This is a genomic window from Corynebacterium nasorum, assembly GCF_022347325.1.
Classification (GTDB): Bacteria; Actinomycetota; Actinomycetes; order Mycobacteriales; family Mycobacteriaceae; genus Corynebacterium; species Corynebacterium kefirresidentii.
In genome coordinates this window covers 43,311-61,609 of the sequence record NZ_JAKRDU010000002.1, presented here as the reverse complement: position 1 = coordinate 61,609, position 18,299 = coordinate 43,311, and the positions used below count along the sequence as shown (strand labels likewise).

The window sequence follows — 18,299 nt, the reverse complement described above, 5'->3', positions numbered from 1 at the left end:
ACGTGGATGAAGGAAAAGATATGACGAATAATCGGCCTAATCAGCCTAAACAGCCCACGAGCGCGAAGCCTCGGTGCAGTCTCCACGCCACCGGCATTCATGCGGGATATAAGGATGGCGAGGACATCCTTGCCGGCGTCGATCTGCACGCCCGTGCCGGCGAAGTCACCACGCTCATTGGGCCCAATGGCTGTGGCAAGTCCACGCTGCTGAAAACTCTCTCGAAAATCCTGGCCCCGCGGCAGGGCAGCGTCATGGTCGGGGACGCTGACCTACATGCGCTGTCCGCGAAGGATGCCGCGCAGCAGGTGGCGCTGCTGCCGCAGCACCCCGTGGCCCCCGATGGGCTACGGGTAGGCGAGTTGGTCGCGCGCGGGCGTCATCCCTATCAGGGGAGGATGCGCGGCCTTTCCGCTACGGATCGGGAGACTATCGCGCAGGCCTGCGAGGCTACCGACATTGTGGACTTCCTCGATCGTGATATCGCTTCGCTATCGGGTGGGCAGCGCCAACGCGTCTGGCTGGCGTTGGCACTGGCACAAGATACGCCTGTGCTGCTTCTCGACGAACCCACGACCTTTCTCGACCCCGCCCATGCCATGCGCATGCTGGAGTTGGCTCGCGCACAGGCGCAGGTGGGAAAAACAGTGGTTGTAGTCCTGCACGATCTCATGCTGGCCGGCCACTATTCTGATTCCATGGTGGTGATGAAAGCCGGCAAAATTATCGCTCGCGGGGCGCCGAAACAAGCGCTATCCCCGAAGGTATTGGAGCAGGCCTATGGCATCGAGGCTGAAGCCTGGGACGATCCGGATAGTGATGCCCCCATCATTGTTCCCCGCCGCGTCGTAGCGGCGCATTAGTGGAAGCCTGCCAATTGTGGCTGTTGCCCAGTCGCTCTAGTTGACCTTTCTTTGTATATCTAGAAAGGAAATTGCCACTACAAAAAGATTGAGCACGCTTCCCGCGCCGAGCAAAAAGGTACCGATTCGATAGGAACCTGTGCCCACGGCCGCCATATTGCCGTAGATATAGACCCAGATGCCCCAGCCGATGAGCAGAACGAGGCCGGCAAGACCAGAGAGCAGGCGGAGGCTACGAGGGGAGGCGGGGGCGAAGAATTTATAGGCGGCGTCGACAAGCGTGCAAGCCGCAAGCCCCAAACTCAGCCCGCCGGTCAACCAAACAGGAAGTAGAGCGGAGGTGCCAAAAACTACGGGCAGGATAAACGCGAGAAACGCGAGGATAAAGAGCGCGGAGTGCAGCCACAGGGTGCGCTTGGTGTAGGTCATAGCGCTGACTCTACTTCCTCACGCCGTGGTGGGTTAGCACCTTTGCGTGAAACGGTGATCCCTGCGGCGGCCGCGGCGAAGGACAGGATTTCCTTCCACTCCGCAGCTCCTAGTTCAGACAAAGCGGTGGCGTCGAGCCCGCGCTCATCAATCTGGGTCAACAATGCGGCCATGATGGTATCGCCGGCGCCAATGGTGTCGGCGACGGTGACCTTTGCGGTCGGCACCTGTAGTGCAGTGTCACCGGCCTGAACGCTAAGGCCCTCCCCGCCGCGGGTAATTACGACGACGGGGACCTGGGAAATGAGGTCGGTGCCGAGGAATTCCACCTCCTCGTCGGAAAGCTTGAGCACAGTGACGTGGGGGAGCAGGTCCGCTAGGAATTCTCGGTGCTCCTGGGTGGCGTAGAACGGGCGGATATTCGGATCGAGGGCGACCAAGGTACCTTGTGCGGCAAAATCCTTCAATAGTTGCGCATAGCGGGAGGCGCCAGGTTCAAGGGCAAGGGAGACCGTGCCAAAGCACGCGATATCGGCCGGAACCAAGTGTGGCTCAACCAAGCGGTCGGCGGTGCCCTCGATATAGAAGTTATAGGAAGCGGAGCCGTCCTCATGGATGGTCGTGACGGCTAGCGTGGTGGGCTCATCGCCACGCTGCAGGTGGGTGGTGGTCACGCCTTCTGACTTAAGGCGGCCAACGAGTTCCTGGCCAAAACCATCGGTAGAAAGGCGGGACTGGAACTCTACGTCCGCCCCCAGTCTCGCGGCTGCGATGGCCACGTTAAATGGCCCGCCGCCCAGCGCCGGGGTGTGGTCGTTCAAGCTGCCAGGGGCTACTGGAACGAGGTCCACGAGCCCTTCACCGCACACATGAATAGTCATATTTTCATAGTATCGGTGATATGAACTACCGGCCCAATTTTCACCTTGCCCCACCACAAGGCCGCCTCAATGATCCCAATGGTGTCTTTGTAGACGGTGATACCTTGCATGTTTACTACCAGCATGACCCTGCCTTCCCGCGCCAGCCCAAGCGCACCGGCTGGGGCCATGCGACCACACGTGTTTCCGCGCCCACGCCATGGCAACACCACCCGGATGCCTTATACCCGGATCTGCCCTATGACAAGGATGGATGCTATTCGGGCGGCGCGGTGGTCGATGGCACCGATGTCTGGCTGTTTTATACAGGCAACCTGAAACAAGACGGCCGCCGCATTCCCTCGCAGAACCGCGTGCGCGCCCTCGACCCTTCGGGCCCTGAAGGCGGCATCTATCTCCGCGATGAGAATAACCCCCTCATCCCGGACTCCCCGGAGGGTTATACGGGCCACTTCCGTGACCCACAGATCACCCGCGACGGTGACGGTTGGCGGATGGTCATCGGCGCCCAAACCGAAGATGAACGCGGCACCATTGTTCTCTACCGCTCCCAGGACTTAGCGCAGTGGGACTTTCAGGGCGAGATTGTTTTGGATGATCCTTCCCAGCTGCCGGGCGGATATATGTGGGAGTGTCCTAATCTCCTCACGCTAGGGGACAAGCAGGTACTCATCTTTTGCCCGCAAGCAGAAACGGACCGCTGCGGCTATGTCGTGGGCACGCTCGAAGGGTTGGATTTTCACATTGAGCGCGGCTTTACACTCTTGGATCACGGCACCCAGTTTTATGCGCCGCAGGCTACCGAGGACGGCATCCTGCTGGGGTGGATGGGCATGCCCTCCCAGGATGACACTCCGACGCAAGGCTGGGTGCACACCTTGACCCTGCCACGCCGCATCTGGCTTGAGGGTGACTACTTGCACCAAGAGCCGCTGTGGTCTGCCTTGCCGGAGACCCACGGGCGCGAAGGCTTTGGCTCCACCATCGATATCAAGGGCGAAGGTTCCTTTGCTCTTATCGACGCCGCCGGGGATGAAGCTTTCCGTGTCACCCAACGCGACGGGACCATTTCCTTTAATGGCGGAGAACCCATCGACTGCCCGGATGGTGAGATGCGCTTGATTGCGGATGGCTGCGCCGTTGAGGTCTATGCCGGGGGTGGTCGGATTGCTGCTTCGTTCGCGGTGTTTGGCGAGTCACCGTGGCAGGGGTGGGAACCGCGCGGGTAGGTGTACCTATCACCGGTGAAGTTGCCAACACTCCGCCCGAATGTGTGGACTTAGGCCCGGATTCCAGCTGTAATGGACATAAGTAGTCACGTCCGGTATCAGGATGTGATCCATTACACTGAAGGGCTCTTCTATGGACCACAAGGAAGTAGCCGCCCGCACGCTTAAGGCGCTCGGCGGCGAAAACAACATCATCGCACTCGCGCACTGCGCCACGCGCCTGCGCATGGTGCTGCAAGATTCGGACAAGGTGGATACCGCCGCGCTGGATAATGACCCCGATCTCAAGGGCACCTTTGAGGCTGGCGGTATGTTCCAGGTCATCGTCGGCCCTGGTGACGTCAATATCGTCTTCCAGGAAATGACCAACCTGATTTCCAAGGACGTGGCCGTATCCACCGACCGTCTAAAAGACATCGCTGCTGAATCCGGCAACTGGTTTAGCCGGGCCGTCAAAGTCTTGGCGGATATCTTCGTGCCGCTCATCCCCATCCTATTGGGCGGCGGTTTGCTCATGGCTCTCAATAACGTCTTGACGGCCGAAGGCCTGTTTGGCGATAAATCCGTCATCGAGATGTTCCCGGCGTGGGAAGGCTTTGCTGGGCTAGTTAATTTGCTCGCCGCCGCGCCGTTCGCCTTCCTGCCCATCCTCGTCGGCTTTACCGCGACGAAGCGCTTTGGTGGCAACGAGTTCCTTGGCGCCGGTATGGCTATGGCGATGGTCATGCCGGATTTGGTCAGCGGTTACAACGTGGCTGAAGCGATTGAAAGCGGCGAGATGTCCTATTGGAATATCTTTGGCTTCGACGTCGCCCAGGCCGGCTACCAAGGTTCCATCCTTCCTATCTTGGTGATTTCGTGGATCCTCGCCACCTTGGAGAAATTCCTGCACAAGCACCTCAAGGGCACGGTGGACTTCATGCTTACCCCGCTGCTCACGCTGCTCATTACCGGTTTCTTAACCTTTATGGGCTTGGGGCCCATCCTGCGCACGGCCGGCGACTGGCTTGGCATGGGACTAGCTAACCTCTATGACTTTGCCGGTCCAGTGGCCGGTTTCCTCTTCGGCCTTGTCTATTCGCCGATTGTGATTACCGGCTTGCATCAATCTTTCCCGCCGATTGAGACGATGTTGTGGAACGAGGGCGGTTCCTTTATCTTCCCGATTGCCTCCATGGCCAATATCGCCCAAGGTGGTGTCGCGCTCGCCGTATACTTCCTGGCCCGCTCCGAAAAGCTCAAGGGGCTGGCCGGTGCCTCCGGCATTTCCGCCCTGTTCGGTATTACTGAGCCCGCTATCTTCGGCGTAAACCTTCGCTTGCGCTGGCCGTTCTATATCGGCATGGCGGCGTCCGCCGTTTCCTCTGCCTTCATCGCCATCTTTGGCGTGCTTGCCGATGCCCTCGGCGCCGCCGGCTTCATCGGTTTCGTCTCCGTCCCCCGCTTCGTGCCGACCTTCCTCCTGTGTGGTGTCATCTCCTTCGTGATTGCCTTTGTGGGCGCGTACCTCTACGGCCGCGTGCTCATTCGGAAGAATGGCTCCATCGACCCGGACGAGGTCAATCCTCCCGCAGCCGAGGCACAGGCTGCCGCTGCCACCCCAGCTGCGGTAGCTGCCGACGATGCCTGCACCATCTTCTCCCCACTGGAGGGCACCGCCGTGCCACTGTCTCAGGTCAGCGATCCTATGTTTGCCGGTGGCAAGCTGGGCCAAGGTGTGGCAATCGAGCCCACCGTGGGCAAGCTGGTTGCGCCTGCCGACGGCAAAATCACCGTTACTTTCCCCTCCCACCATGCCTATGCCATTCGTGCCAAGGACTCAGTGGTGGGCAACATCGATATCCTCATGCATATCGGATTCGATACGGTAAACCTCAAGGGTGAGCACTTCACCTCCCACGTCACCAAGGGCGATGAGGTCAAGCGGGGCGATATCCTCGCCGAATTCGATATCGACGCTATCAAGGCCGCCGGCCTTCCCGTGACCACTCCGGTGGTTGTCTCGAATTCGAAGAAGACCGGCCCGGTCATCCCTACCGAGGCCTTCCGCCCCGGCGAACTTATTGGCTCCGGTACCGATATCTTCACCGTGGATCCCAAGCCCGAGCCAGCATCCACACCAACCACTGGCCATGCAGCTACACCTGCATCCACTGAGGAGCCTTCCAGTACAACCAGCTAGCTCTAAAGAACAAAGGCCGAACTGAGAGATACTTCTTCCCAGTTCGGCCTTTAGTGTATTAGAAACAACTGTGCTCCCATGGCCAAAAGCTCATTTGGAGCCCAAGCGAATTGCGATGCACCAGGGAGTCCACAGCAAAAAGCTGCGCCGGCCGGACCGAAGCCCGACCGACGCAGCAAGTCTCAATTCAGTTTCCTATCTAGTAGGGAGGCTCTTGCTTAAGCGAAGAACTTGCGGCGTGCGGTGAAAGCGCCAGCAGCAACCATTGCAGCTACGGCCAGAGCAGCCAGAGCCTGTGCAACGGAGTTGGAGCCGGTCTCAGCGGACATGTCACGTGCGGAGTCTGCAGATTCGCCAGTTGCCGGGGCAGATAGTGCGGAAGGAACCTCAGCCAGGGCAGCGTCGCCCTTAGCGAGCTGACCGACCTGGGCGATAACTTCGTCCTTGTTAGCGTTCAGCATCTGCTCGGAAGCAGCCTTTTCCTCAGCGGTCGGTTCCTGGTTCTTGCGTGCCTCGTCCTTGACGTAGGTCTTGCCGTCCTGGGAAAGGTACCAGGTGATGCCACCGATGATCAGTGCAGCTGGCAGTGCCAACCAAGCCAGCTTATTCTTGTCGAATTCAGGCTTCGAATCCTCAGACAGGAACGCCTCAGCGTAAGAATTGCGCATCTCGTCGGTGATCTCTTCATTCACCAGAGCTGGGTCGTTGACGTAAACCTTCGGATCCTTCAGGCTCTGGTACCACTCGTTGCCCTCGGCGTCCTTCTTCGTAGCTGGAGCAGGGATACCTTCTTTGTTGGAGCTCTCGGAGTCAGTACCCTCGGCGTCGGCTGCGCCTTCAGTGTCAGTCTCGTTTCCAGGGGTCTCAGGATCAGCGCTTTCACCATCCTTTGACTGCTGACGCTCCCAGATGGCGCGAGCTTGATCCTCAGTGAGGGTAGGTACGGTGTCCTCGCCGGCTGGGTTCTCAAAGCGGTTGCGTGGTGCGTAGCTGCCGTCGGGCTGCTTGTCGTAGGTAATGCCATTGGTCTCGATGGAAGCCGGTAGTGGCATCTGAGCCTGGGCAATAGCTGCGCCGCCAAAGGCGAGTGCGCCGGTCAGTACAGCAGCAGTCAGGGTCTGTGGCAAACGCTTCATGTGTTTCTCCTTCGGGAAATATGGGAAAGAGCAAAGAAACGTCTTTCGCGGGCAAATACCAGTAGTCACAGAATTTGCAGTTGTTGCATGAAAATCAGAAGTTAACTGAAATTCTCATGCGTTACAGCAGTGAAAGATCAAACCATTAGAATGGCTGCGCGATGGACTTTGCACTGAGCGTTGTTAAAGTGTGGTTCATATGTGCAGATTGTGGCGATGATTTTGGAGCCTATGCGTGTCGTAGTATTCGAAATAAGAGGCCGAGGGGTAAGTGGGTGTACTGACGGAAATATATGTGGAGGTAGGGGGCGTCGGTAATCACTAAGCGGCGTTTTGGTATGGGCGCTGGCGTGTGGTTGAATGTATAGGTTGCAAAAGCTGGTCGGCCCGTAGTGGTGCGTTTCCGAACCGCCGGTCCGAGACCCTTCGGCACAGTCCGTTGTCAAGGCTTGAGCATCGCAAGTTTGTAGACCGCGTGCGGCAAGGACGGAAATCTTACCGCACATCAATCCAGGTCAGGAGACCCATAGTGATTCAGCAAGAATCGCGTCTGCGCGTCGCCGACAACTCTGGTGCACGTGAACTGCTGTGCATCCGCGTTCTCGGCGGCTCTGTCCGACGCTCCGCTGGCATCGGCGACGTCATCGTCGCGACTGTCAAGGACGCTGTCCCAGGTGGCAACGTCAAGGAAGGCGACGTAGTTAAGGCAGTTATCGTCCGTGCGAAGAAGGAAACCCGTCGTCCAGACGGCTCCTACATTCGCTTTGACGAGAACGCTGCAGTTGTTCTCAAGGGCGATAGCGAGCCTCGTGGTACCCGTATCTTCGGACCGGTTGCTCGCGAACTTCGTGACAAGCGTTTCATGAAGATCGTTTCTCTCGCACCGGAGGTGATCTAGTCTTATGAAGATCCATAAGGGAGATATGGTGATCGTCATTTCGGGCCCAGATAAGGGCGCGAAGGGCAAGGTCATCGAGGCATACCCAAAGCGTGACAAGGTCCTCGTAGAGGGCGTTAACCGCATCAAGAAGCACGTCGCAAACTCTGCTGCCGAGCGTGGCGCCGAGTCCGGCGGAATCGTTACCCAGGAAGCACCGATCCACGTGTCCAACGTTGCGATCGTTGACTCCGAAGGCAACCCGACCCGCGTGGGCTACCGTTTCGACGAGAACGGCAAGAAGGTCCGTATCGCGCGTAGCAACGGGAAGGACATCTAAAAATGAGCGAGAACTACACCCCGCGTCTGAAGACTCGCTACCGCGAGGAAATCCGCAAGACCCTGAATGACGAGTTCAAGTACGACAACGTCATGCAGATCCCTGGTGTCACCAAGGTTGTCGTCAACATGGGTGTTGGCGAAGCCGCACGTGACTCCAAGGTCATCAACGGCGCACTCGAGGATCTGACCGCTATTACCGGTCAGAAGCCGCAGCTGCGTCGCGCTAAGAAGTCCATCGCGAACTTCAAGCTTCGTGAGGGCATGCCCATTGGCGCACGCGTTACCCTGCGCGGCGACCGTATGTGGGAGTTCCTAGACCGCCTGCTGACCATCGCGCTGCCACGTATTCGTGACTTCCGCGGTCTGTCTGATCAACAGTTCGACGGCCACGGCAACTACACCTTCGGCCTGTCCGAGCAGTCCATGTTCTACGAGATCGACATCGACAAGATCGACCGCCCTCGTGGTATGGACATCACCGTCGTTACCACCGCTACTAACGACGACGAGGGCCGCAAGCTCCTGCGCGAGCTCGGCTTCCCGTTCAAGTAAATAGAGCGCTAAGACATCCCAACTCCCCGGAAAGGGGCGTTGGGATTTTCTAGTTTTACCGAGCGCTTCGAATTCCACGGGGCGAAGGCGCTGGCTCCTGCCAGTGCGGCTTAGGCGCTTTCGGTCTCGGTGTGCGTAGTGCCCTCATACTGCCAGCCGACGACCGCGTTGCGCACTCCCGGCTCCAAAGGGTTGGCAAGTTGAATGCAACTGATGGTGAGAAAACGGCCGGGCATGGGCCCTCGCCCCAAATAGAGGCGTCGTCAGAAAGCCCCTGTTTATCTGGGTCGTGTAAGTCGGTACCGGTATAGATGAGCCAGTTCTGGCCGGAATTCTGCGTGCGCACGTAGAGCTTGTCTCCCAGATGGACCTTTTGCTCGTTCGTGGAGCCATCTAGAGATTATTAAACACGCCCGGTACGCCCACACCGGTATGGCTGGCGATGACCACGATGTCTTGAGCCGTCGTGGCCGGCAGTGAATAATGGCGGTCTTCGGCAGTGTAGGTGCAGGCCTTATTCATGGAATCCGGATTGATGGCACCGTTGGCTACGGGGCAGGAGCCGTCCTGAAAATCGGCATGGGCCTCAATAGCGGGGATGAAGAGCTCGACCGCAGGTGAAGTGTCGATGGCAGGTGCCTCTTCTGCGGTGACCTCATTGGTCTCTAGACCCTCTGGTGGGTTGACCACGCGGTTGATTGTGCTGGCGAGTAACATGGTAGCAACGATGCCGATAACCACGCGAAGGATGCCGGAGGATTTCCATACCTTTTTGATTCGCTCCCACAGGGTGGGTTTGCGACGGTGGCGGGGAAGTGAGGTGTCCTCAATGAGGCGTGGTGGGCGGCGGCGCTGTTGTTGGCGGGTGCGCGTTTCGGTCTGGCGCCACTGGCGATCAGCATTTGTGCGGTCGGATCGCGATGGAACGCTCCGGCGTCCGTTAGTGGGCAGCCGATTCGGTTCCCCTCCGCGGCCGGGGTTGGGAATCCATGCGACCTCCGAAGAGAAATTACGGGTAATAGGAAAGCTCTAGCTTACAACGCAGGGGCATGCTTACCCGGAATTGACGCGGAATCAGGTGGTCAGGATAAGATTAGAAGGATTTAATTCTCTTTAATTAATGAGGTAGAAATGTCTCTCAATGATGCCGCCAAGGCGGCGGCCGTCAAGAAGGTCACCTTATTAGATGAATCCTTCGCTCGCTTTGCGGTTCGCGCTACCTTGGCGGGTGTGTACCTGTGCATCGGTACCGCCTTTGCCGGTGTGGTAGGCCAGGCCGTCAACGGCGTTGCGCCGGGAATGGGCTCCGTGGCTTTCGCCCTATTTTTCGGCGTAGGCCTCTTCGCCATTCTGCTCCTGGGAGCCGATCTGGCTACCGGCAACATGATGTACATGGTCTATGCCGCCAGCAATAAGCACGTGACGTGGGGCAAGGCCCTGTACCTGCTGCTTATCACCACCATTTTCAACCTGGTGGGCGCGATCATTTTTGCCGCCATTATGGCGATGTCTGCCAAGTTCGCTGACCTAGATCCCTCGCACCTTTTGGTGACGGTTTCTGAAGGCAAGCTCACCAAGTCCCCGCAAGGCATGGTGGTAGAGGCAATTGCCGCGAACTTCGTGGTCAATATGGGTATCGTGGGAGCCAGTTTTGCCAAGGACGCGGCTTCGAAGTTCTTCGTGATTATCCCGATTATCGGCGCCTTCGTGGCGTTGGGGCTGGAACACGTTATTGCGAACTTCTGCCTGTTTAGCATCACGCTCTTCGCTTCCGACCCAGTGCCGGCAACCCTGACTGTTGGCAACGTGGCGCTCAATTGGTTCCTGGTGTGGATCGGCAACTTCATTGGCGGCGGCCTATTGGTTGGCGGAGTGTACTCGTGGCTCAACCGCGGCCCAGAGGCCTACCGCGACTAGGCGAGCTCGCCGGAATACACATTAAAGCGGTCGCCGCGAGCAAATCCCACGAGCGCCATGCCGGTCTCGCGGGCCGTTTCCACCGCTAGGGAGGAGGCGGCGCTGACGGCAACCAGCATTCCGAAGCCGGCCATCGCCGCTTTTTGGACGAGCTCAAAGCTGGCGCGCGAGCTCATTACCAAAATGAGATCGTCAGCAGGCAGTCGATCTTCTAGCAGAAGGTGACCGATGACCTTATCGGCGGCATTGTGCCGGCCGATATCTTCGCGGATGACAACCGGTTCACCGGCCAAGGTGAAGGCACCGGCGGCGTGAATGCCGCCGGTCTTTTTAAATTGCTTCTGTTCGGCGCGAAGTGCTTCGGGCAGCTTGGATACGACATAGGGATCCACCGGCACGTGGGGAATCGGGTAACGCGTCTGCTTGGTTAATGCCTCGATAGAGGAGGTGCCGCAGACGCCGCAGGCGGAGGTTGTGGTGGTCAGGCGCAGATCACTTAGGTCCAGCACATTCTTTTTCGCTAGATCGACGTCGAGCAAATTATAAGTATTCATTCCGTCGACGGTGGAGCCGGCGCAGTAGCGGGCCTCCGTGACGTCGCCAAGCGAGGCAATATGGCCTTCCGAATGCAAGAAACCGTGCGCCAGCTCGATGTCATGGCCGGGAGTGCGCATGGTGGTAGTAATGGTCTGACCGCCCACGCGGATTTCCAGGGGCTCCTCGCCGGCGACAGTATCGGCGCGGGTATCGACCTGCAGGCTTTCTCCCAAACGGACCTTGGTGACGGCGAAGGTGGAATTCTTGCGGCCGGCCACTACTGCAGCACCTGCTTTAGGGTGTCAATATTGCTACGTGCTTCGTCTACATCGCTAGAAGCGAGGCCGACGAGGAAGGCCGTAAGCGGGGCCGCCGGGCGGGAGCGATTATGTGCAACGTCTTTGGTTAAGTCCAGGATTTCCCGGGTGAGCGCGGTTGCCTCTTGTGGATCGAGGCCAAGGTGACGGGCGGCTTCTTCCAGCCACTCGTGGGCGGATTGGAGGGGGTCCTCGTGCGTTTGGGTCATAGCCATCTCCTTATTTATGTTCGTGCTGGTCTTGACTCTAATGACTGGGCGGGACTATTTGGAAAACCCCAGGTTATGGCGTAGCATAGTACCTCGTGCTTGCGCCGAGGTTTCGGCGTGCCTCGATCATTGCGAATTTTGGCACGCTGAGCTGCAGAAAGCGCCGAGCCGTTGCAAGAACTGAACATCAACTTTGTTGTAGGCCCCTCGCCGTAGATAGCGGACCGTTGTCTGAATCAAAGGGTGGCGAGCGCCTCACGGTACTGACCGTGGGGAGCGTGAGTAGCCCGAAATCACACGGAGAACGCTTTGGTGAGCACGGGAACCGCAACGAGAAAGGTACACGGTCACTCATATGACTATGACTGATCCTATTGCCGACATGCTGTCGCGTGTGCGCAACGCAAGTAATGCGCACCATGACACCGTGTCGATGCCTACCTCCAAGCTGAAGGCAAATATTGCTGACATCTTGAAGCAGGAAGGCTACATCGCTGACTACACCGTCGAGGGCCACACCCTGTCCCTCGAGCTGAAGTACAACAACCGCGAGCGCTCCCTGTCTGGCCTGCGTCGCGTGTCTAAGCCGGGTCTGCGTGTGTACGCAAAGTCCACCGAACTGCCACAGGTCTTGGGCGGCCTGGGCGTGGCTATTATTTCCACGTCCCACGGCGTGCTGACTGACCGTCAGGCTGAGGAGAAGGGCGTAGGCGGAGAAGTTCTCGCCTACGTCTGGTAAAGGGAGGTTTGACACATGTCTCGAGTCGGTCTAGCACCAATCGCCGTACCAAACGGCGTCGAAATCAAGATCAACGGCCAAGACGTTGAGGTTAAGGGCCCAAAGGGCGCCCAGAGCGTTAACGTTCCAGAGCCTATCGCCATCAACCTGGAAGACGGCGTACTGTCCGTCTCCCGCCCTGATGACCACCGCAAGAACCGTGCTCTGCACGGTCTGTCCCGCTCCCTGCTGAACAACGCTGTTATCGGCGTGACCGAGGGCTACACCATCAAGATGGAAATCTTCGGTGTCGGCTACCGTGTCCAGCAGAAGGGCAAGGACCTGGAATTCAGCCTGGGCTACTCCCACCCGATCCTCATCGAGGCTCCGGAGGGAATTACCTTCGCAGTGGACGGCGCAACCAAGCTGTCCATTACCGGTATTGACAAGCAACTAGTCGGACAGATCGCCGCTAATATCCGTCGTCTGCGTAAGGACGATCCTTATAAGGGCAAGGGTATTCGCTACGAAGGCGAGCAGATCCGTCGCAAGGTCGGAAAGACGGGTAAGTAAGCAATGGCAAACACTGAAAACACCAAGCGCACTCCAGTCGGCAAGGACATCTCCTCCCGTCGTCGCGAAGCACGCGCACGCCGTCACTTCCGTATCCGTAAGACCCTGCGCGGCACCCCTGAGGCACCGCGTCTGGTTCTTCACCGCTCCTCCCGTCACATGCACGTCCAGGTCATTGATGACCTGGCAGGCCACACCCTGGTCTCCGCATCCTCCATGGAGGCGGACGTTCGTGCACTCGAGGGCGATAAGAAGGCCAAGGCTGCCAAGGTAGGCGAGCTGGTTGCCGAGCGCGCAAAGGCCGCTGGCATCGAGCACGTCGTATTTGACCGCGCAGGCTACAAGTACCACGGCCGCGTCGCTGCGCTGGCTGACGCCGCACGTGAAGGTGGTCTGAAGTTCTAATGATCATCGTCAACGGAAACATCAACGGAAGGAACGCCTAATGTCGGACCGTGAACAGCGTGACGGCGGACGCTCCGCCGAGAACAACAAGAACAACCGCGGTGGCAACGGCCGCCGCAACGATCGTCGTAACCACCAGGACAACGAGCGCGATAAGTACATCGAGCGCGTTGTGACCATCAACCGCGTCTCCAAGACCGTTAAGGGTGGCCGCAACATGTCCTTCACCGCTCTCGTCGTCGTTGGTGACGGCCAGGGTCAGGTTGGCGTTGGCTACGGCAAGGCCAAGGAAGTCCCGGCCGCAATCCAGAAGGGTGCTGAAGAGGCTCGCAAGAACTTCTTCCGCGTTCCGATGATTGCCGGCACCATCACCCACCCGGTTGAGGGTCGCGACGCAGCTGGCATCGTTATGATGAAGCCTGCCGCACCTGGTACCGGTGTCATCGCCGGTGGTGCTGCTCGTCCAGTGCTTGAATGCGCTGGCGTGCAGGACATCCTGTCGAAGTCCCTGGGCTCCGACAATGCACTCAACGTCGTCCGCGCTACCGTGGACGGCCTCAAGCAGCTGGTCCGCCCTGAAGAGGTTGCCGCACGTCGTGGCAAGTCCATCGAAGAGGTCACCCCGGCCCGTATGCTGCGCAAGCGCGCAGGTCAGGAGGCATAAGCAATGGCTCTGAAGATTACACAGGTAAAGGGCCTGGTGGGCACCAAGCCGAACCACCGCAAGAACATTGAGGCTCTTGGCCTCAAGCGCATCGGTCAGTCCGTAGTTAAGCAGGACACCCCGATCGTTCGCGGTATGGTTCACAAGGTTCGCCACCTGGTCACCGTCGAAGAAGTGGCAGGGGAGTAAACCATGGCTGATATCATCAAGCTGCACGACCTGCGCCCAACCGCAGGAGCAAACAAGCCTAAGACCCGCGTCGGCCGCGGTGAGGCATCCAAGGGTAAGACCGCTGGTCGCGGTACCAAGGGTACCGGTGCTCGTAAGCAGGTTTCCGCTGCTTTCGAGGGTGGCCAGATGCCGATCCACATGCGTCTGCCTAAGTTGAAGGGCTTCAAGAACCCGAACCATGTTGAGTACCAGGTAGTTAACGTTGCTGACTTGGCTGAGAAGTTCGCAGATGGCGGCGACATCACCGTTGCTGATATCGCAGCTGCTGGCCTGGTCCGCGCTAATAAGCCGGTCAAGGTTCTGGGCAACGGCGACATCAACGTTAAGTTGAACGTCACCGCTGACAAGTTCTCCAAGTCTGCTGTTGAGAAGATCGAGGCTGCTGGCGGATCTGCCAACACCAAGTAATCTCTTTCAAGTAGATTTTCGTCCCCCTCTCCGCACCAGCGGAGCAGGGGGATGATTTCGTTTGGTAAGCGCCCTGGTGCCGGTATAGAGCGCAGTACCTTGGTTATGGACACAATTGGTGCTGGAAATAGCTGACAGGAAACCTTTATTAATAAATAAGGTTGCCGGTATGGCGATATATATTCATGAGTGTTAAAGTCAATCTTAGTTGAAAATCATCTACCGTTAAGGAGACTCTTATGTCGTCTATTTCTTCGCTGCTCGCAACCGCAGTCGCTGCCATCATGCCATTTGCCGGCTCTACCGGCCCAGTCGACGCCCAGGAACAGCTCTCCCAGCCGGATCCTGCTGAGACCACTCAGACCGCGCCTGCCGAAGTTGGCGAGCAGAACGCTCAGGACCAGCAGCCCGGCGCTCACGCTGAGAAGGGCCGTATCACCGGTGACAAGGAAGACGTCATCAACGGTGACGCAGAGGGTGCCGAAGAGGTCGATCCAGGGTTCAACGGTGGCAACCTGCAGAGCGGTAAGCTGGCCGTGCAGCGTGAGCTGGCCCTAGCTACCCAGGAGGCCGGCCACGAGTTCATGAACATCGAGTTTAAGGATGACCACTCTGCTCACCTGACCTTCCCGGAGACCTATAACCCGGAGAAGGATGAGGCAGCTGTGCAGCGCGTCATGGACGCCCTGAAGATCAACGGCTACGACAACATCACCGCGGCCTACTAAAGCGCGAGTGTCCCAAGACTTCGGGACGAAAAAAGAGGGTGGAACGCTCGGGGAGGGCGTTCCACCCTTTATGCTCTTCCAACTAGGGTAGGCGCGGGGGGAGGGAAGGCCTAGGCCTCGTCTACGGTTTTTTCGTACAGGCCAGGGAAGCGGTCATCCGGATCGGTAACCGCTTTGATGGTGGCGGGAAGGTTGCCACCGTAGAGTTCTTCGAATTTTTCCCGGGAATAGAAGGCTTCGGAGTAGAGGGACTTGTGTCCGCCAAGCTCGTTGACCTTGGATTCAATGACGCGGTTGAAAGCGCCATTATTCGGGGCGGAAGGGTCGACGTGGTCGCCTTCTACGCCGGACCAAAAGCCAACATTGACCCAGGTCTGCCCGGGGTGAAGCGGGTAGAGCGGCCAGGGGTCGCTCGAGTTAGAGGCGAGGTCGCCGGTGCCTACTAGCTCTTCCACGCCATCGCGAAGTCGGATTGGACAGAGCCACACCGGCTGGATATCGGAAGCATTAAAGAACCAATGGAGGAATTCCGGCAGGTTTTCTGGAGTGACCTCGATATCTTGGACCACGCGTTCAGCACGTGGCTTGCCGTGGGGCTTTTTAATGAAGTTATATTCCAGCTCGTATTTGCGGTCGAGCCGGACCAATTTCCAATAAAAAGAACTGCGGCGCAATTCGCGCGGCCACACCTTGCGCACCTTCGGGTTCTGCGCGCCAAAGGCGCGCGAGCACCAGAACCAGTCGGTATCCCAGCGCCAGATATAGTCGCGGATGGTCAGGCGGTCGCGCCGGATGTCAGAGGCGTGCTGGAGGCTGCGGTAGTAAATCTTGTCCCGCGTGTAATCGGAGGTTGGGCCCTCCTCGTCGGTAAAGCGGGCGAAGACGAGGTAGGCCTCGTCCTCGGAGAAGACCACGCCGTCGAGGCCATGGACGGGCTCGCCGCGGTGCGTGTGGGAAGAGGCGACGTCGGCAAGCACGCGGCTCGCCTCCTCCACGGTGTGGAAACGCTCCTCGCGCAATTCCACATAGGCGGGCACGGGCTCTAACTCGATCTTCAGGCGCACCGCATAGCCCAGCGAGCCATAGGAGTTGGGGAAGAGACGGAAGAGATCCACATTCTGCTCGCGGGAGCAGGTAAGGATCTCACCCGTGCCGGTAAGCACGTCCATCTCGAGGACGGACTCGTGCGGCAAGCCATTGCGAAAGCTCGTGGATTCCACGCCCATGCCAGTAACCGCACCGCCCAAAGTAATGGTCTTAAGCTGCGGTACGACGAAGGGCATGAGGCCATGGGCCAGGGTGGCGTCCACGAGGTCCTCATAGGTGCACATGCCCTGCACATCGGCCGTGCGGGCAACTGGATCGACCTCAATGACGCCGCTAAGGCCGGATACGTCGAGGCCTTCCTGCGCCTCGCTGCGGCTACGGAAGAGATTGGAGGTCTTCTTGGCTAGGCGCACGCGCTTTCCGGCCGGGACAGCACGGAAACTCGCCAGCAGCTTGTCGACGCCCTCTTGGTGCGCCGTCCATCCCACCGGCTCAATGGGCATGGCATCCACCGGTCGCGGTTGGGCAGCGGCGAGGCGTTCGCGCAGATTATCAATGAGAGTCATGGCACCCCTCCTTAAAAGCGGCTATCTTCCCACCAGCGGCGCTCAGGCACACCGGCGCGGGAGCCGGCCTCGCCCAGCTTGACGCCGAGGAAGTGATAAAGGTTGATGATATTGCGCTCAAAGCCCCATTCGGATCCGGCCATATAAATGCCGTAGAGGCGAGCGGTGGGTAGGCCCACGGTTGCGCAGGCCTCGTCCCAATTGTCCTTCAGGTTCTCGCACCAGTCATGCAGCGTGCGCATGTAATCAAACCGGAGGGACTCGGTGTGGATGACTTCGAAGCCATTGTCTTGCATCGCCTTGGTGACATTGCCGGAGCCGGTGAGCTCGCCGTCCGGGAAGATATAGCGGTCAATGAAGCCGCCCTTGGGCGTCTTGTGGTTATCCGGGTAGGTGATGTTGTGGTTGAGCATCAGGCCGCCCACCTTCAACTTGCCATGGAGGAACTTGAAGAAGTCATCGTAATTCTTTACACCGATGTGCTCGATAATGCCGATGGCGGAGATAGCATCGAAGCCCTCTTCGGTGATATCGCGGTAATCCATGAAGCGTACTTCCGCCAAGTCTTGGAGGCCTTCCTCCTCAATCTTGCGCTGGCCCCACTCGGCCTGTTCCTTGGATAGGGTGACGCCAATGGACTTCACGCCGCGGCGCGCCGCGTAGCGCACCATGCCGCCCCAGCCACAGCCCACGTCCAAGTGGCGGTCGCCCTCCTGGAGGCGCAGCTTGTCAAAGATGAGGCGGTACTTATTCTCCTGCGCTTCCTCCAAAGTGGCGTCTGGGGAAGGGTAGTAGGCGCAGGTATAGGTCATCGAATCGCCCAAGAAGAGCTCATAAAAGTCATTGCCCACGTCGTAGTGATCAGAAATGACATCAGCATCGCGCTGCTTCGAGTGCTTGGATAGGCCGTCGTGTAGCTTGCGGCGCAGCCAAGAGGCACGCTCTACCTCGGGAACAGGCTGGATCTGGAAGGCGCCCATGGACGCCAGCGAGCGCACCACGCGCGCCAGTGTCTTCGCATCCGGCTTTTCAAACTTGTCGTACATGGCATGTAGGGCGTCGAAGATGCCATAGGGGTGGGCTGGGTGATCGCCGTGTACCGTGATGCCGTCGGTGACATAGGCGCGGGCGAATCCCACATCGCCGGGATGGGTGGCTATAAAAGACAAGCCTTCAAGGCTGTTAATAGTCACCTTGTACTGGGCATCCTCCGGTCCGGTCGCGGATCCGTCGAAGGCTTCCCAGCGGAAGGGATTGGGGCTAGGGACAAATACGTCGATGATCTCAGCAACGGTCATCGGGGTGAATTTCTTGCGCATAAGTACTTCTTTCGAAACATTTGGTTCACACCAATAACGGCCTCGAAGCGCGAAAGGCTGTGAGGTCGGAGATATTTTCGGAGAATTGCGTGTGTGCAATACCTCCTCATGGTAGACCCCGTAGGCAAAACGTGCGAAAGAACAAGCAATTATGGTCACACTATTGGGT

At 58.5% G+C, this 18,299-nt stretch carries 22 protein-coding genes; 14 read left to right on the top strand and 8 right to left on the bottom strand.

The features are described 5' to 3' along the window. Nucleotides 1–20: 20 nt before the first annotated feature. Nucleotides 21–863, top strand: a complete 843-nt coding sequence (locus MHK05_RS02585) for an ABC transporter ATP-binding protein (RefSeq protein WP_239204647.1) — start codon at nucleotides 21–23, stop codon at nucleotides 861–863. Between the two features lie 36 nt (nucleotides 864–899). Here the strand turns inward: MHK05_RS02585 and MHK05_RS02580 are convergent, their stop codons facing one another. Together MHK05_RS02580 and MHK05_RS02575 are read right to left on the bottom strand one after the other, a co-directional pair. Further along, nucleotides 900–1,292 carry a hypothetical protein gene (locus tag MHK05_RS02580; protein WP_023020560.1) on the bottom strand — a complete coding sequence of 131 codons (393 nt, stop codon included), beginning with the start codon at nucleotides 1,290–1,292 and terminating at the stop codon, nucleotides 900–902. Then, nucleotides 1,289–2,173, bottom strand: coding sequence for a carbohydrate kinase family protein (locus tag MHK05_RS02575; RefSeq protein ID WP_239204645.1), 885 nt, complete (start codon nucleotides 2,171–2,173; stop codon nucleotides 1,289–1,291). Before MHK05_RS02575 ends, MHK05_RS02580 begins: the two co-directional genes overlap by 4 nt. Nucleotides 2,174–2,193: 20 nt before the next feature. Between MHK05_RS02575 and MHK05_RS02570 the strand changes: the two genes are divergently transcribed. Continuing rightward, the gene (locus tag MHK05_RS02570; RefSeq protein WP_239204643.1) at nucleotides 2,194–3,402 is read left to right on the top strand and encodes a glycoside hydrolase family 32 protein; all 1,209 of its coding nucleotides are present in this window, start codon (nucleotides 2,194–2,196) and stop codon (nucleotides 3,400–3,402) included. Nucleotides 3,403–3,535: 133 nt separating this feature from the next. Continuing rightward, a complete protein-coding gene (locus MHK05_RS02565; RefSeq protein ID WP_239204641.1) occupies nucleotides 3,536–5,584 on the top strand; it encodes a sucrose-specific PTS transporter subunit IIBC in 2,049 nt (682 codons plus the stop codon). Between the two features lie 218 nt (nucleotides 5,585–5,802). Here MHK05_RS02565 and MHK05_RS02560 read toward each other — a convergent pair whose 3' ends face one another. Beyond that, nucleotides 5,803–6,720: a hypothetical protein gene (locus MHK05_RS02560; RefSeq protein WP_023020564.1), complete on the bottom strand. Its 918-nt coding sequence runs from the start codon at nucleotides 6,718–6,720 to the stop codon at nucleotides 5,803–5,805. 529 nt (nucleotides 6,721–7,249) lie between these two features. Here MHK05_RS02560 and rplN point away from each other — a divergent pair. From rplN to rplE, 3 genes are read left to right on the top strand one after another with little or no spacing between them, the layout of a single operon-like run. Beyond that, the gene (gene rplN / locus MHK05_RS02555; RefSeq protein WP_005322812.1) at nucleotides 7,250–7,618 is read left to right on the top strand and encodes a 50S ribosomal protein L14; all 369 of its coding nucleotides are present in this window, start codon (nucleotides 7,250–7,252) and stop codon (nucleotides 7,616–7,618) included. Between the two features lie 4 nt (nucleotides 7,619–7,622). Then, on the top strand, nucleotides 7,623–7,937 hold the full coding sequence (rplX, locus tag MHK05_RS02550) for a 50S ribosomal protein L24 (RefSeq protein WP_023027809.1): 315 nt from the start codon (nucleotides 7,623–7,625) through the stop codon (nucleotides 7,935–7,937). Nucleotides 7,938–7,939: 2 nt separating this feature from the next. Then, nucleotides 7,940–8,491 carry a 50S ribosomal protein L5 gene (gene rplE / locus MHK05_RS02545; protein ID WP_023020566.1) on the top strand — a complete coding sequence of 184 codons (552 nt, stop codon included), beginning with the start codon at nucleotides 7,940–7,942 and terminating at the stop codon, nucleotides 8,489–8,491. A gap of 393 nt (nucleotides 8,492–8,884) precedes the next feature. Here rplE and MHK05_RS02540 read toward each other — a convergent pair whose 3' ends face one another. Further along, nucleotides 8,885–9,208: a hypothetical protein gene (locus MHK05_RS02540; RefSeq protein ID WP_239204639.1), complete on the bottom strand. Its 324-nt coding sequence runs from the start codon at nucleotides 9,206–9,208 to the stop codon at nucleotides 8,885–8,887. A 414-nt stretch (nucleotides 9,209–9,622) separates the two neighbouring features. Between MHK05_RS02540 and MHK05_RS02535 the strand changes: the two genes are divergently transcribed. Next, nucleotides 9,623–10,408 (top strand): formate/nitrite transporter family protein, encoded by a 786-nt coding sequence (locus tag MHK05_RS02535; protein ID WP_239204637.1) that lies wholly within the window; start codon nucleotides 9,623–9,625, stop codon nucleotides 10,406–10,408. On the opposite strand, the gene fdhD is transcribed toward MHK05_RS02535, so the two are convergent. Both fdhD and MHK05_RS02525 read right to left on the bottom strand, forming a co-directional pair. After that, complete coding sequence (fdhD, locus tag MHK05_RS02530; protein ID WP_239204635.1) at nucleotides 10,405–11,223, bottom strand: formate dehydrogenase accessory sulfurtransferase FdhD; 819 nt, start codon at nucleotides 11,221–11,223, stop codon at nucleotides 10,405–10,407. The two genes, MHK05_RS02535 and fdhD, sit on opposite strands and share 4 nt — an antisense overlap. Beyond that, entirely contained in the window at nucleotides 11,223–11,471 is a 249-nt protein-coding gene (locus tag MHK05_RS02525) for a DUF6457 domain-containing protein (RefSeq protein ID WP_049358612.1), read from the bottom strand. The genes fdhD and MHK05_RS02525 overlap by 1 nt, the downstream gene beginning before the upstream one ends. A 355-nt stretch (nucleotides 11,472–11,826) precedes the next feature. On the opposite strand from MHK05_RS02525, the gene rpsH reads away from it, so the two are divergent. The 7 genes from rpsH (at nucleotide 11,827) to MHK05_RS02490 (ending at nucleotide 15,198) form a co-directional block, all read left to right on the top strand. Beyond that, the gene (gene rpsH / locus MHK05_RS02520; protein WP_005322799.1) at nucleotides 11,827–12,210 is read left to right on the top strand and encodes a 30S ribosomal protein S8; all 384 of its coding nucleotides are present in this window, start codon (nucleotides 11,827–11,829) and stop codon (nucleotides 12,208–12,210) included. Between the two features lie 15 nt (nucleotides 12,211–12,225). Beyond that, nucleotides 12,226–12,762 carry a 50S ribosomal protein L6 gene (gene rplF, locus MHK05_RS02515; protein ID WP_239204633.1) on the top strand — a complete coding sequence of 179 codons (537 nt, stop codon included), beginning with the start codon at nucleotides 12,226–12,228 and terminating at the stop codon, nucleotides 12,760–12,762. A gap of 3 nt (nucleotides 12,763–12,765) precedes the next feature. After that, nucleotides 12,766–13,167, top strand: a complete 402-nt coding sequence (rplR, locus tag MHK05_RS02510) for a 50S ribosomal protein L18 (protein WP_005322788.1) — start codon at nucleotides 12,766–12,768, stop codon at nucleotides 13,165–13,167. Nucleotides 13,168–13,207: 40 nt separating this feature from the next. Beyond that, nucleotides 13,208–13,831, top strand: coding sequence for a 30S ribosomal protein S5 (gene rpsE, locus MHK05_RS02505; protein ID WP_023020586.1), 624 nt, complete (start codon nucleotides 13,208–13,210; stop codon nucleotides 13,829–13,831). Between the two features lie 3 nt (nucleotides 13,832–13,834). Further along, the gene (gene rpmD / locus MHK05_RS02500) at nucleotides 13,835–14,020 is read left to right on the top strand and encodes a 50S ribosomal protein L30 (protein WP_023020587.1); all 186 of its coding nucleotides are present in this window, start codon (nucleotides 13,835–13,837) and stop codon (nucleotides 14,018–14,020) included. A 3-nt stretch (nucleotides 14,021–14,023) separates the two neighbouring features. After that, nucleotides 14,024–14,470: a 50S ribosomal protein L15 gene (gene rplO / locus MHK05_RS02495; protein ID WP_005322777.1), complete on the top strand. Its 447-nt coding sequence runs from the start codon at nucleotides 14,024–14,026 to the stop codon at nucleotides 14,468–14,470. 239 nt (nucleotides 14,471–14,709) lie between these two features. Continuing rightward, entirely contained in the window at nucleotides 14,710–15,198 is a 489-nt protein-coding gene (locus MHK05_RS02490) for a hypothetical protein (protein ID WP_023020588.1), read from the top strand. 110 nt (nucleotides 15,199–15,308) lie between these two features. Here the strand turns inward: MHK05_RS02490 and MHK05_RS02485 are convergent, their stop codons facing one another. Together MHK05_RS02485 and MHK05_RS02480 are read right to left on the bottom strand one after the other, a co-directional pair. After that, complete coding sequence (locus tag MHK05_RS02485) at nucleotides 15,309–16,811, bottom strand: FAD-binding oxidoreductase (RefSeq protein ID WP_239204631.1); 1,503 nt, start codon at nucleotides 16,809–16,811, stop codon at nucleotides 15,309–15,311. An 11-nt stretch (nucleotides 16,812–16,822) separates the two neighbouring features. Next, a complete protein-coding gene (locus MHK05_RS02480) occupies nucleotides 16,823–18,130 on the bottom strand; it encodes a class I SAM-dependent methyltransferase (RefSeq protein ID WP_239204629.1) in 1,308 nt (435 codons plus the stop codon). Between the last annotated feature and the right edge of the window lie 169 nt (nucleotides 18,131–18,299).